The sequence below is a fragment of the Streptomyces sp. NEAU-174 genome, assembly GCF_052665095.1.
Window position 1 is genome coordinate 279,739 of record NZ_JBQTCE010000009.1, and the last position, 13,507, is coordinate 293,245.

At 71.5% G+C, this 13,507-nt stretch carries 12 protein-coding genes and 1 pseudogene; 7 read left to right on the forward strand and 6 right to left on the reverse strand.

What is annotated here, in order from left to right; genetic code table 11:
- Positions 1-10 precede the first annotated feature (10 nt).
- Together ACT2CW_RS27015 and ACT2CW_RS27020 are read right to left on the reverse strand one after the other, a co-directional pair.
- Positions 11-1,282, reverse strand: a complete 1,272-nt coding sequence (locus ACT2CW_RS27015) for a cation:proton antiporter (RefSeq protein ID WP_445518553.1) — start codon at positions 1,280-1,282, stop codon at positions 11-13.
- A 4-nt stretch (positions 1,283-1,286) separates the two neighbouring features.
- On the reverse strand, positions 1,287-1,757 hold the full coding sequence (locus ACT2CW_RS27020; RefSeq protein ID WP_138915618.1) for a cation:proton antiporter regulatory subunit: 471 nt from the start codon (positions 1,755-1,757) through the stop codon (positions 1,287-1,289).
- Between the two features lie 181 nt (positions 1,758-1,938).
- On the opposite strand from ACT2CW_RS27020, the gene ACT2CW_RS27025 reads away from it, so the two are divergent.
- Both ACT2CW_RS27025 and ACT2CW_RS27030 read left to right on the forward strand, forming a co-directional pair.
- Positions 1,939-2,361, forward strand: coding sequence for a hypothetical protein (locus tag ACT2CW_RS27025; RefSeq protein WP_164428755.1), 423 nt, complete (start codon positions 1,939-1,941; stop codon positions 2,359-2,361).
- A gap of 150 nt (positions 2,362-2,511) precedes the next feature.
- On the forward strand, positions 2,512-2,922 hold the full coding sequence (locus ACT2CW_RS27030; RefSeq protein ID WP_445518554.1) for a VOC family protein: 411 nt from the start codon (positions 2,512-2,514) through the stop codon (positions 2,920-2,922).
- A gap of 619 nt (positions 2,923-3,541) precedes the next feature.
- Here the strand turns inward: ACT2CW_RS27030 and ACT2CW_RS27035 are convergent.
- A complete protein-coding gene (locus ACT2CW_RS27035; RefSeq protein ID WP_445518575.1) occupies positions 3,542-4,528 on the reverse strand; it encodes a zinc-binding alcohol dehydrogenase family protein in 987 nt (328 codons plus the stop codon).
- 179 nt (positions 4,529-4,707) lie between these two features.
- Positions 4,708-4,926, reverse strand: coding sequence for an MbtH family protein (locus ACT2CW_RS27040; protein ID WP_164433294.1), 219 nt, complete (start codon positions 4,924-4,926; stop codon positions 4,708-4,710).
- A gap of 182 nt (positions 4,927-5,108) precedes the next feature.
- Here ACT2CW_RS27040 and ACT2CW_RS27045 point away from each other — a divergent pair, with 182 nt between their 5' ends.
- The 4 genes and pseudogenes from ACT2CW_RS27045 (at position 5,109) to crcB (ACT2CW_RS27060) (ending at position 7,617) form a co-directional block, all read left to right on the forward strand.
- Positions 5,109-6,170 (forward strand): polyprenyl synthetase family protein, encoded by a 1,062-nt coding sequence (locus ACT2CW_RS27045; RefSeq protein ID WP_445518555.1) that lies wholly within the window; start codon positions 5,109-5,111, stop codon positions 6,168-6,170.
- Between the two features lie 150 nt (positions 6,171-6,320).
- Positions 6,321-6,785, forward strand: a pseudogene (gene crcB / locus ACT2CW_RS27050) (fluoride efflux transporter CrcB); the annotation flags it as partial.
- A gap of 125 nt (positions 6,786-6,910) precedes the next feature.
- Positions 6,911-7,246: a DUF190 domain-containing protein gene (locus ACT2CW_RS27055; RefSeq protein WP_182470313.1), complete on the forward strand. Its 336-nt coding sequence runs from the start codon at positions 6,911-6,913 to the stop codon at positions 7,244-7,246.
- A complete protein-coding gene (gene crcB, locus ACT2CW_RS27060) occupies positions 7,243-7,617 on the forward strand; it encodes a fluoride efflux transporter CrcB (protein WP_037945817.1) in 375 nt (124 codons plus the stop codon). The genes ACT2CW_RS27055 and crcB (ACT2CW_RS27060) overlap by 4 nt, the downstream gene beginning before the upstream one ends.
- Positions 7,618-7,889: 272 nt before the next feature.
- On the opposite strand, the gene ACT2CW_RS27065 is transcribed toward crcB (ACT2CW_RS27060), so the two are convergent.
- Complete coding sequence (locus ACT2CW_RS27065; RefSeq protein WP_432047778.1) at positions 7,890-8,825, reverse strand: LysR family transcriptional regulator; 936 nt, start codon at positions 8,823-8,825, stop codon at positions 7,890-7,892.
- Positions 8,826-8,999: 174 nt separating this feature from the next.
- Entirely contained in the window at positions 9,000-10,043 is a 1,044-nt protein-coding gene (locus ACT2CW_RS27070; protein ID WP_445518556.1) for a sulfotransferase, read from the reverse strand.
- Positions 10,044-10,685: 642 nt separating this feature from the next.
- On the opposite strand from ACT2CW_RS27070, the gene ACT2CW_RS27075 reads away from it, so the two are divergent.
- The gene (locus ACT2CW_RS27075) at positions 10,686-13,487 is read left to right on the forward strand and encodes an AAA family ATPase (protein ID WP_445518576.1); all 2,802 of its coding nucleotides are present in this window, start codon (positions 10,686-10,688) and stop codon (positions 13,485-13,487) included.
- The last annotated feature ends 20 nt before the right edge of the window (positions 13,488-13,507 follow it).

The window sequence follows — 13,507 nt, forward strand, 5'->3', positions numbered from 1 at the left end:
CGACGCACGGCTATGAGCGACGTCCCACGGCGTCCGGGTCGTCCACCACCTCTCGCGGCTCCTCCGTCACACCATCGCCCCCGCTCCCGACCGCCACGGCGGCAGCGGGCTCGCGGCGCGCCGCGAGCCGGGCCGTGATCCGCCGGGCGACGGGCTCGGTCCAGCGGGCGGTGAGCGGCCCGAGGACGACCAGGATCAGGACGTACGCCGTGGCCAGCGGGCCGAGCGACGGTTCGATACCCGCCGTGACGGCGAGCCCCGCGATGACGATCGAGAACTCGCCCCGGGCCACCAGCGTGCCGCCCGCCCGCCAGCGGCCCCGCGCCGAGATCCCGGCCCGCCGCGCCGCCCAGTAACCGGTGGCGATCTTCGTACCGGCGGTGAGGAGGGCCAGCGTCATGGCGGGCAGCAGCACCGGGGGAATGCTGGCCGGATCCGTATGCAGCCCGAAGAAGACGAAGAACACGGCGGCGAACAGATCCCGCAGCGGGCTGAGCAGATGGTGGGTACCCTCGGCGACCTCCCCGGACAGGGCGATGCCCACCAGGAACGCGCCGACGGCCGCCGACACCTGGAGCTGCTGCGCGATCCCCGCCACCAGCAGCGTCAACCCGAGCACCACCAGCAGCAGCTTCTCGGGGTCGTCGCTGGAGACGAAGCGGGAGATGTGCCGTCCGTAGCGGACGGCCAGGAACAGCACCAGACCGGCCACGCCGAGGGCGATGGCCAGGGTGACACTGCCCGCCGCCAGGCCCGCACCGGCCAGCAGGGCCGTGACGATCGGCAGATAGACGGCCATCGCCAGGTCCTCCAGGACGAGGATGCTGAGGATCACCGGGGTCTCGCGGTTGCCGAGCCGGCCCAGATCGCCGAGCACCTTGGCGATGACGCCGGAGGAGGAGATCCAGGTCACCCCGGCGAGCACCACGGCGGCCACCGGCCCCCACCCCAGCAGCAGGGCCATGACGGCGCCGGGGAGGGCGTTGAGCACCGCGTCGACCAGACCGGCCGGGTACTGGGTCTTGAGATTGCTGACCAGGTCACTGGCGGTGTACTCCAGCCCGAGCATCAGCAGCAGCAGGATGACGCCGATCTCGGCGCCGGTCGCGACGAATTCCTCGCTCGCTCCCAGCGGCAGCAGCCCACCCTCGCCGAAGGCCAGTCCGGCCAGCAGATACAGCGGGATCGGGGAGAACTGGAGCCGCCCGGCGAGCCGCCCCAGCAGCCCGAGGACCAGGATGACCGCGCCGAACTCGATCAGAAAGACAGCGGACGAATGCATGGGCTCACTCCCGCCCGAGTATCGCCGCGGCCGTCTCCACACCCTCGCGGGTGCCGATCACGATCAGCTCGTCCCCACCGGCCAGCCGGAAGTCGGGGGTCGGGGAGGGGATCGCCTCCGCCCTGCGCAGCACGGCCACGATCGAGGCGCCGGTCTCCGTCCGCATCCGCGTCTCGCCCAGCACCCTCCCGTTCCAGTGCGACGTGGACGACAGCTCGATCCGCTCGGCCACCAGCCCCAGCTCGGTGGTGGACAGCAGATTCGGGCTGTGATGACTTGGCATCAGCACCCCGATGAGCGCCTCCGCTTCCGCTGGGGTCAGCCTGGTGGACAGGGCACACTCATCGGGATCCTCCTTCCGGTACGCGCTCAGCGTCCGTCCGCCGTCGCGATGTGCGATGACCGAAAGCCGCCTGCTCTCTCGTGTCGTCAGGTCGTAGCGAACCCCGATCCCGGGCAATGGCGTACTGCTCATGCGCGGAGCGCCCACAGTCATCCCTCTCGTCGCTCGATTCCTGTGCCACCCTAACGAATGGCAAAGAATTGGTAATGACGGCAGGTGTACAAGGGTGCGATGGGACGATGCCGACCGCGTATGGGAGGGGTGGCCATCGAGCTACGCATGAGGATGGCACCCATAGGGAGGGGTGGTACCCATGATCGAGTGGAGGCGGCTCAACACCGGGATCAGGCCAGTTCCCGATCCTGTCGCCACTCCCGTCATCTGGGGCGGGGCCTCCCTGGGCGCGCTGGTGCTGGTGGCGACCCTGAACGTCCTCGGCGGCCATGGCCGCCCGATGTTCGCCCTGGTCGCGCTCTCGCTGCTGGCCGCTCTGCTGGGGCTGTGCGCGCGCTTTGTCGCGGCGCCCGGGACGGCGGGGCTGTGCTGGCTGTTCCTCAACGGCTTCGCCATTCCGCCCGCGGGGCAGCTCTCCTGGGCGGGCGGTCGCGACGCCCGCTGGCTCGCCTGTCTCCTGGCAGCGGCCGTGGCGGGTACGGCGCTCGCCCGCATCGTCAACGCACGGGCGGGATACCGCCGTGTCAGCCCGCTTGGCCGGCGTCCGGGGGCGCCGGAGTGAGGTGATCGGTTCGCGGTCGTAGGTCGCATGGCCGGGGGGAAGGCCCGGCGGGCGGCCGATGCCCCGGGGGCGGGCCCGTCCCTAGGCTCGGGGTGCGGCCCGGCGATCACGGGGCCGTCGATGCGTTCCCCTACGACGAAGGAGGCGCCCATGCCCGCCGACGGTCAGAGCCACATCCGCATCGCCCGCCCCTCGCGTGACCTGGCGGCGGCGGAGCGCTTCTGGTGTGCGGGGCTGGGGTTGAGCGTGGTGTACCGGGTCGAGGGTGGTGACCGGGCCGGGGAGCACGATCTGCTGATGGTGGGTTGGCCGGACGCCTCCTGGCATCTGGAGCTCGTCTACGAGGCGGCCCGCCCCGTCGAGCCTCGGCCTAGCGAGGAGGACCTGCTGGTGATCTACATGGACGAGCCGGTTCCCGAGGAGTTGGTGGACCGCCTCACGCAGCACGGTGGCACTCGCGTCGCCTCGCCCAATCCGTACTGGAACGAATGGGGTGTCACCGTCGAGGATCCGGATGGCTACCGCCTGGTGCTGTGCCGCCGCGGCTGGTCGAATTCCTGAGGCGCCGGGGTTCCCAGGGTGAGGCCCGGGGCCCGGGGCCCATGGCCCAGGGGCATCGCGCTGCGGGGTGTCCGGCGGACCGCTCGGCGGGGCTGCGTATCGAGGCTTTCCCCTCCCCGCCCCTTCCCGATACCAGGGGCTCCGCCCCTGGACCCCGGGGCCGGTGGGCCAACCGTCGCCGCGGTCGGCCCACCGGCCGGTGCGCCGACCGCGCCACCTGCGGCGCGGCTGGGCCGAGGGCGGAGCCCCGCGCCACGCGGCGGAGCCGCGGAGCAATGCCGCGGGAAGGGGCGAGGCCCCGGTTTCGGGATCTGGAGCGAAGCCCCGGGGCCAGGGTCTAAGCGCTCCGCTGGAAGTGTCGCGATACGTCGTCGGCCGACCGCGGCGCCGTCGTGGCTGGTCGCGCCCGCGCGGCGGAGCCGCACATCGACACGGCCCCGCGCCCCTTCGGGGCGCTGCCCGAACCGTAGCGGACTTCCTCCGACCTGCTTAGGGCGAAGCCCCGGTCCGGGGTCTGGGGCAGAGCCCCGGGTCCGGGGGCTGGGGCGGAGCTCCAGTTTCGGGAAGGGGCGGGGAGGGGAGTGGCTCGCCGCAGGCGGCGCGGTCCGTCGGGCATCCCCTAGGGCATCGTCAGGACCGCCACGCCGTTGACGCGGTCGGCGGCGAGGTCGTCCAGGGCGGCGGCCGCGTGGTCGAAGGGGTACGGCGTGACCGTGGCGCTGATGCGGTGTTCGGCGGCCGCGGCGAGGAATTCGCGGCCGTCCTCGCGGGTGTTGGCGGTGACGCTGCGGACCGTGCGTTCCCGGAAGAGGTGCCGCTCGTAGTCGAGTGACGGGATGTCGGTGAGGTAGATCCCGGCGATGCTCAGCGTGCCGCCCGCGTCCAGGGACTCCAGGGCGACCGGAACCAGTTCGCCCACCGGGGCGAAGAGGATGGCGGCGTCGAGCGGCTCGGGCGGACGGTCGTAGGCGTCGTTCGCGGAGGCGGCGCCGAGGTCCAGGGCGAGCGCGCGGGCGGCGGGTGAGCGGGTCAGGACATGGACGGCGGCGCCCTGCGCGATGGCCACCTGGGCGGTGAGGTGTGCCGAGCCGCCGAAGCCGTAGATGCCGAGCCGGCCGCCCGGCGGGAGGTCGGCCCGGCTCAGCGCGCGGTAGCCGATGATCCCGGCGCACAGCAGCGGGGCGAGCTCCTCGTCGCGGTATCCGGAGGGCAGCTCATAGGCGTAGGCCGCCGGTACGGTGACGTACTCGGCGTAGCCGCCGTCCGCGTCCCAGCCGGTGTACTCGGAGGACGGGCACAGGTTCTCCTGGCCCCGGAGGCAGTAGCGGCAGCGACCGCAGGTGCGTCGCAGCCAGGGGACGCCGATCCGGATTCCGGGGCCGGGGCCGTGCGCCCGCGAGCCCGCCGCGACGACCTCGCCGACCGCCTCGTGACCGGGGACGACGGGGCTGCGGTGCGGGGGCAGATCGCCGTCGCGGACATGCAGATCGGTGCGGCAGACCCCGCAGGCCCGGACCCGGATCAGCAGCTCGTCCTCCGCCGGGCGCGGAACCGGCAGTTCCACCTGCTCGATCCGGCCCGGGGCGGGGACCACCCATGCCCGCATGTTCGCCGGAAGGTCGACGTTCGCGTCCGTCGTCACCTCGCCAACGTAACGCCGTGAGCACCGTGGCGACCGTAAGGCGCGCGTTACGGTCATGCGGCGCCAGAAAGGGAAGAGATATGACCGGAAACTGCCAACCGCGTGCGGACGCGATCAGGCCGAGGTGCGGTCCATGGCGTTCATCAGGCCGAGGTGCCGTCCATCGCGTTGATCAGGCTCGTGGGACGCATATCGGTCCAGTGCTCGTTGACGTAGTCCAGGCACGCCTGGCGGTCGTCCTCGCCGTGGGCGACCGTCCAGCCCTCCGGGACCTCGGCGAAGGCGGGCCACAGCGAGTGCTGCCCCTCCTCGTTGACGAGCACGAGATAGCGGCCGTCGGGGTTCTCGAAGGGGTTGCTCATCGCTGGTCTCCTCGCTCACGGTCGGCGTCGACGCGCTTGACGGTACCGGCAGGGGGCGGGCACCCGCCGAGGGGTTCCCTGGGGGCTTGGGGAAAGGCCTGGGGAAAGCCTGGGATACGGAAAATGGCACCTTCCTGACGGAATTCTGGGTTCCGGGGTGGCCCTCGCCTACGGTCCGCGACATGGTCGCGTCCGCCAGAACCGAGCCCAGGGGCTCCATGGCCATGGAGCTCACCTTCGGCGACCCCGCGCTCACGGCCCGGCTGGAACGCGGAATGGACGCCTCGGAGGAGTGGCTGCGCGCTCTCGCCGCCGGGGCCCAGGACCCTCGTGTCGCCGAGGTCGCCGGACATCTCTTCGGCCCCGGTGGCAAACGGCTGCGCCCGCTCCTGGCGCTGGTGGGCGCGGAGTTCGGCGACCGCGCCCCGTCCAGCACCGATCCGTACGCCACCGACCCGTCCCGCGCCGTCGAAGCCGCCGCCCTGGCCGAGCTGGTGCATGTCGCCTCGCTCTACCACGACGACGTCATGGACCAGGCCCACACCCGGCGCGGAGTCCCCAGCGTCAACGCCCGCTGGGGCAACACCACCGCCGTCCTCGCGGGCAATTGGCTGCTGTCGAAGGCGGCCCAGCTCGCCGCGGAACTCGGCCCGGAGACCATACGGTTGCAGTCCAAGGTCACCAATCGGCTGATCATGGGCCAGATACGGGAACTCGTCGGCCCCTCGGACGAGGACGATCCGCTCTCCCACTACTTCACCGTGGTGGCCGGGAAGTCGGCCGCCCTCATCTCCATGGCGCTCCAGCTGGGGGCGGTACGGACGGGCGCCCCGGAGCATGTCGTCCAGACGCTCGCCGAATACGGAGAACATCTGGGCATCGCGTTCCAGATCTCCGACGACATCCTCGACATCACCTCCACCTCCGAGGTCTCCGGCAAGGAGCAGGGCAAGGACCTCGCGATCGGGGTGGCCAGCCTCCCGGTGCTGCTGGCGCTGGCCGACGAGCGGCCGGAGGCGGGTGAGTTGCGCACCCTGCTGACCGCCGCCACCGCGGGCCCGGAGGGCGCCGGGCTGCCGAGGGCCGTCGCGCTGCTGCACCGCTGCGGTGCGCTGGCGGAGGCGCGCACGGTGATGCACGCCCGGCTGCTGCGCGCCAGGACCGCGGCGAACGGGCTGCCGGACGGCCCGGCGACCCGGGTGCTGCACGCGCTGTGCGACTTCGTGGCGCGCCGGGATCACTGACGGACGTCCTCCGTAAGGCGCCCATACATCTGTAAGGCGCCCATATATTCGTTTCGTAAGGCGCCCATGCGTCCCCACCGGCCTCCCCGACCCGCTTCCCTCGTCTGCCCCGGTCGGCCGGTGTCCGCGTCACGACGTAATCTGAGCCCTATGGGCAGCTCACGGTCGGATGTGGTGGACGAGCCCATCGACCCCGATACCGGCCCGGCCCCGCCCGCCCGGCACGGCCCGTGGCGAGGACAGGGCCCCGTGGTGGGTGTGGTGGCGGTGGGCGGCGCGCTCGGGGCGACGGCCCGCTACGGCGCGTCGCTGCTGTGGCCGACGCCGTCCAGCGCCTTCCCCTGGACGATCCTGCTGGTCAACGTCGTCGGCTGCGCGGTCATCGGCGTGTTCCTGGTGCTGATCACCGAGATGTGGACGGCCCACCGGCTGGTGCGGCCCTTCTTCGGCACCGGTGTGCTCGGCGGCTTCACCACCTTCTCGACGTACGCCGTGGACTTCACCCGGCTGATCCAGGACGGCCGTATCGCGATCGCCTTCGGCTATCTGCTGGGCACGCTCGTGATGGCGATGGCGGCCGTATGGGCGGCCGTGGTGGCGACCCGGCGCGTCCTCGGCGGGTACGGCGGCAGCGGCGGGTACGGCGGCTACGGCGGCAGCACCGGCGGGCACGGCGACGACACCGGCGGCTACGGCGGCAGCAGCGGGCACGGCGGCGGCACCGGCCGGAGGGCGGCCCGGTGACCGGCGAGCCCGCGCTGCGGCTGACCGTCTTCATCGGCGAGAACGACACCTGGCACCGCAAACCGCTGTCCGCCGAGATCGTCCACCGCGCCCATCGCGCGGGGCTCGCGGGGGCGAGCGTGTTCCGCGGTGTCGAGGGGTACGGCTCCTCGTCCCTGATCCACACCTCGCGGCTGCTGTCGCTCGGCGAGGATCTGCCCATGGCCGTCGTGATCATCGATACGGAGGAGCGAGTGCGGTCCTTCCTGCCCGAGCTGGAGGAGATCGTGGGTGACGGCCTCGTGGTGGTCGACCCGGTCGAGATCGTGCACCCGCGGAGGCAGGACCGGTGAACTGGCTGCTGGTGATCGCGGGCGGGATGGTCGGCGCCCCGCTGCGCTATCTGACCGACCGGGCGGTGCAGACACGGCACGACTCGGTGTTCCCGTGGGGCACGTTCCTGGTCAATGTGGTGGGCTGTCTGGTGCTGGGTCTGCTGACCGGCGCGGCGGCGGAGGGCGCGGCGTCCCAGCGGCTGCAACTGCTGCTGGGCACGGGGCTGTGCGGGGCGCTGACGACGTATTCGACGTTCTCGTTCGAGACCCTGCGGCTGGCCGAGGAGGGCGCCCGGCTCTTCGCCGTGGCGAATGTGGTGCTGAGCCTGGTGGTCGGGGTGGGCGCCGCCTTCGCGGGTGTGGGGCTGGCCCACGCGATCTGGGGCTGATCACCAACCCCCCGGCGGCCTTACGGCGCGCCGCCGCCCCGCCAGGGGGTGTCCGGCGGATCGTGACGCCTGCGGCGGGCTGTTCCCCCTCCCCGCCCCTTCCCACGGCGTCGATATGCGGCTCCGCCGCGTGGTGGGGCTCCGCCCCAGACCCCGGGGTCCAGGGGCGAAGCCCCTGGTGCGGTCGCGCCCGCGCGGCGGAGCCGCACATCGACACGGCCCCGCGCCCTTCGGGGCGCTGCCCGAACCGTAGCGGACTTCCTCCGACCTGCTCAGGGCAGCAGCCGCGTCGTGGTCGGCGGCAGGCCGAACTCCCCCGCGGCCGCCGTCCGCAGATGCTCCAGCATCACCCGGCGCAGCTCCCGCGCGGCCCTGGGCGGCGCGACGTCCTTACGGTGGGCGACGGCGATGGTGCGCTGCATGTCGTGGCCCGCGAACGGCGTGATCCGCAGCCCGGACCTGGCCGCCACCATCCCCGGCAGTACGGCGATGCCGAGCCCGGCCCGTACGAAGCCAAGCACCGCGTCCATCTCACCGCCCTCGACCGTGAAGGACGGCTCGAAACCGGCCGCCCGGCAGGCCGCCGTGGTGAATTCCCGCAGGTCGTAGCCGCGCCGGAACATCACCATCGGGCGGTCCCGGAGATCCTCGACCTGGATCCGCCGGCGCCGGGTGGGCGGTGCGGACGCGGGTGAGGAGGCCACCACCAGCTCCTCCCGCAGCAGCTCGGTGGCGGCGAGGGCGGGGGCCTGCCCGAGCACCGGGGTGATGATCAGCGCGAGGTCCAGCTCGCCCGCGGAGAGCGTGCGGACCAGGTCCTGGGAACCGCCCTCGTCCACGATCAGCTCGATGCCCGGGAACTCGTCGTGGAAGCGGCGCAGCACATCGGGGACGAAGCTGGCGCACAGGCTCGGCGTGGCCCCCAGCCGCACCCGGCCGCGCCGCAGCTGGGCGACCTCCTGGACCTCGCGGTGCGCGGTCTCGGTGTCGGCGAGGATCTGGCGGGCCAGTGGCAGCAGGGCCTCTCCCGCGTCGGTGAGGGCGATATTGCCGCGCGCCCGGTGGAAGAGATCGGCTCCCAGCTCCCGTTCGAGGGCGCGGATCTGCTGGGACAGCGAGGGCTGGGCGACATGCAGGAGCTCCGCGGCGCGGGTGAAGTGCCGGGTCTCCGCGACGGTGGCGAAATATCGCAGCTGATGCAACTGCACACCAACGATGATAGGCACCGGCTATGGCCGTCCCGCCACAGCGTGCCCAGGACGTATGGCCCCCTCGGGGAAGCTCCCCCGAGGTGGGGAACTCAGAACGGCTCTGGGGAAGCAGGGCGCCACCCGGCGACCGGCCTCCAGGAGGGCGGCCGCCGCCGGGTGACGACCTGCGCCCTACTGATGGGCGGCCAGCGCCCGCGTCCCCGGGCTACAGGACTCCAGCAGCGAGGTGAGCTCCTCCTCATCCAGCTTGCTCGCCGCGCCCGGCCGGCCACCGTCGAGGTGGGCGATGGACGCGTCCAGCCAGTCGCGGTGCGGTTCCACCCCGATGAACTCGGCGAGCCGGATCAGCTCCTTCTCCGGCTCCTCCAGCAGGGTCTCGTACGACAGCGCGGTGCGCTGCTCCGCCGGGACCTCGTCCAGCTTCTTCAGACCGTCGACGATCGTCTCGGACCACAGGGTGCCGAACGCGTCGATCGGGATGGGACGGTCCCACACCAGCGCCGGGTCATAGCGGTCGCTCAGCAGCGGGGCCAGGTCGGGCGGGAGCTGGGCCGCGTGCTGCGGCGTCAGCTGCATCGGGGTCTCGAGACCGCAGTGGGTGGCCATCTCCCACAGCATCGGGATCATCCGGAAGCTGAAGTGGCGGCTCATCGAGACGGCGCAGTCGGGGCCCTGGCGGTAGAGGTGCACAAAGCGGGCCTCGGGGAAGGCGCGGTGCATCTCGGGTACGCGGCCGATGGACAGGCCGGTGCGCTCGACGACGGCTCCGGGGTTGCCGAACCGTGCGCCGAGGGTGGCGAAGAGGGCCCTCCAGTGGTCCGCCGGACGGCGGGTGGGCCAGGTGGTGACCTCGGCCGCCAACTCGTCGAAGAGCGCGTCGGGGTCGTCGGTCAGATGGGGCAGCACCATGACGAGGATGGCCGGGATACCGGTGGTCTCCGCGTCGAACCGCCGCTTGGGCATCCGGTGGTAGAGGAACTCGGGCGGGATGGCACCATTTTTGATCATGCTATTGGTGACCACATTGGGCCGGGACAGAAATCCCCAGAAATCCGAACCGCTCAGCGGAGCCTCGTCCAGCACCTCCGTGTCCGGAATACTGGCGAACAATTCATTGATGCTGAGAACATCCGGATGAATATTGATGATCTGCGACAGAGCCGTCGAACCGCACCGACCGGTGCCGACGACAAATGTCAACTTCTGGTTGACCACGCGCACTTCCTCCCGTTTCTCGCTCGGACAACTAGTTGTTTCCCTAGTGCCGTTCCCATAGTGGCCCATGACACACCGCGGTCGATTCGGTGGCCGCCGCGATGCTAATGGATGCCTGGGGCGACGATGACTCCGACCATCGAACAGGGGAAACACACACAACGGGATGCGAGAGGGCGAACTTGAGGTTCAGTAGCTTCCTGCACTTTTGCGCAACTTTCACATCCGACAGGGGTGTTACCTTCGGAAACCCCCAACTACCAGCCACGAAGCACGATCTGAGAGTCGGCTCCAGATTTCACAACTCGACCCTGGGGACGAAACCGTAATCGAACAGTTTCTCCCGTGACGAGACGGTCATCTTTTCGTACCAACGGCACTGCTAGAGTGCGCATCCACCCCATACCCGTATCCCGGGCTGACATGCCCAACCGGACCGGGTGGGGCGGGGACCACGCGACATAACGCAGAGCAGCGATGCCGCCGCACAGGGTGCAGTAACGGAAGGGACAGGGGACCCGAACAGCGGCACGGTCATTTCAACTCGGGGGACGATGCATTACCAGGTGCGCCATGCACGGTGATTCGCTTTCAAAACCCCTGCGCACACGGAAAATCGGGGAAGGTGTTTCGTACGTGTTGGTGGAGCGCGATCAGGAGATAGCCCGGCTCAATCGGCTCCTCTTCGAGGGCGCCCGCGAGGGAAGCCGGCTCGCCGTTATCAGCGGCGCCGTGACATCGGGAAAGACCGCACTTCTGCACACCATGACGGATGCGGCGGGCGGACGCGGCGTCCGGGTGCTGCCCGCGGTCGCCTCCGCCTCGGAGCAGAGGTTTCCCTACGCCGTGCTCGAGCAGCTCTACCAGGGCATGCCGACCCATTTGCAGCGCTCCCGGCCGCGCCCCGGCCTCGACGCGCTCCGCGACCCGAACGGCCCGGACCAGGCCGAGCTCTCGCTGCTCCAGAACTTCCACCGCACCCTCGACGAACTGACCGGCGACGCCCCCCTGTTGATCGCCATCGACGATGTCCAGTTCGCCGATCTGCCGTCGCTGCGCTGCCTGGCGTACGGCATCCGCCGCTGCCGCTCGGAGGCGCTGTCCGTCGTGGTGAGCCGCGGGTCGCTGACCGGCCCCGCCGCCACCGCCCTGGACGAGCTGCTGCACGAGCCGAAGGTGTGCCACGTCCGGCTGGCCCCGCTCACCGTCGCGGGCGTCTCCACGCTGCTGACCCAGGAGTTGGGCACCGAGGAGGCCGGGCGGCACGCCGCCGCGTACCACGAGATGACCGGCGGCAATCTGCTGCTGCTGCGCGGTCTGCTGGACGACCGGTTCTCCCGCCTCACCCGCGGCCCCCTCGACCCCGCGCCCGGCACGGACGCCCCGGTGGCCGGGGAGCTGTTCCGGCAGGCGGCGCTGTCCTGCGTCTACCGCGGCGGCCCGGCCCACCGCCGGGTGGCCCACGGGGTCGCGCTGCTGGGTGACGCCGCGTCCGTTCCCCTGCTGAGCAGGCTGATCGAGGTCGAGGAGCGGCTGGTACGGCAGTCCGTCGCGCTGCTCACCGAGGTCGGGATCCTGCACGGCGGACGGTTCCGCAGCGACGCGGTGCGCACCGTGCTCCTGGACGACCTGGAGCTGCACGAGCTCGGCCCGCTGCACCACCGGGCCGCCCGGCTGCTGTACGAGGAGGGCGCCGACCCCATCGACGTGGCCCGCCATCTGCTCAGCCACGAGGCGCCCGAGCCGGTCGAGGAGTGGATCACGCAGGCGCTGTGCGACGCGGCCGTGCACGCCATCGCCGCGGACCGCAGGGAACTGGCGATGAACTGCCTCCAGATGGCCGACCGTTACACCACCGACGAGCGCGAGGCGCTTCAGCTCCAGGCCACGATGGTGCAGGCCATGTGGCCGTTCAACCCGCTGTCCCAGATGCGGCGCCTCCAGTCGCTGGCCGGTCCGGCGGGCAGCGGGCTGCTGCCCGCGCCGGAGACCATCCCGGTCGTCATCGGGCTGCTGGGCCTTGGCCGGATGGACGAGGCGGCCGCGGCGCTGGAGCAGGTCAGCCGGGCCGCCGCCGAGCACCCGGGCACCGAGCTCGACACCGGTCTTCGCGCCATCCGGCTCGCGCTGTCCTCCACCTACCCCGACCACCCCGAACTGCGGCCCTTCCTGGACCAGGAGGAGGACGACGGCCCGTGGGACGTCCCGCTGTCGCCGGACCAGACCCCCGAGCCGCCCCATCTGACCGCGTTCCGCGCGCTGCTGACGGTACTGAGCCGCGGGGTGGACGAGCGCGCCGTACGGGCCGCGGAGCGGGTGCTGGAGACCGTGCGGCTCTCGGACCGGACGATGCTGACGGTGCACGCCGCGCTCCAGACGCTGGTGTACGCCGACCGCCACGCCACCGCCACCACCTGGTGCGACCGGCTGATCGAGGAGACCTCCGAGCGCGGCGCCAAGGCACTGCTGGCCTACTTCTGCGTGCTGCGGGCCCAGATCGCGCTGCGCGTGGGACGGCTGCGGGACACGGTCCGGTACGCGGAGCGGGCGCTGGAGGAGCTTCCGGCGCGCGGCTGGGGCGTCACCGTCGGCATGCCGCTGGGGATGCTGATCAACGCCCACACCGCGATGGGCAACCATGACGCGGCGGCCGAACTGCTCGCCCGCCCGGTGCCGGACGAGATGTACCGCAACCGCTTCGGGCTGCACTACCTCTACGCACGGGCCCGGCACCAGCTGGCCACCGGCCGCCAGCACGCGGCCCTCACCGACTTCCGCGCCTGCGGCGAGAAGATGGCCGAGTGGGGCCTTGACTCCCCCGCCACCCTGACCTGGCGGCTCGGCGCCGCCGAGACCTGGCTGACGCTGGGCGGCCAGGAGCGGGCGGCGCGGCTGGCGGAGGAGCAGCTGGAGCTGGCCGGGGAGTCCTCCTCGCGCACCCGGGGCGCCGCGCTGCGGATCCTGGCCGCCACCCGGCCGCGGCAGGAGCGCATCGCGCTGCTCCAGCAGGCGGTGGGGGTGCTCCAGGCGAGCGGCGGCTGGTACGAGATGGCGCGGGCGCTGGCGGACCTGGCGGAGGCACACAAGCAGCTCGGCGATCTGGACACCAGCCGGCTGATGACCCGTCGGGCCCTGCGGCTCGCCGATAGCTGCGGCGCCGACGAGCTGTCCCGCTCTTTGCAGCGCACTCCGGCCCGTTCGGCCCTGTCGGAGGCGGCCCGTACCGGAGAGGATACTGCCGCCTTTTCCGAACTCTCCGATGCAGAAAGTCGAGTGGCAGCACTAGCAGCTTCCGGCTACACCAACCGCGAGATCGCCGCTAAGCTTTTCATCACGATCTCCACGGTGGAACAACACCTGACCCGTGTCTACCGGAAGATCAACATCAGCCAGCGCCGAGAACTGCCCGCGAGCCTGGATTTCGATGTCGCTTACACCGCCTGAATCTCCCCGCGAAGCCACTC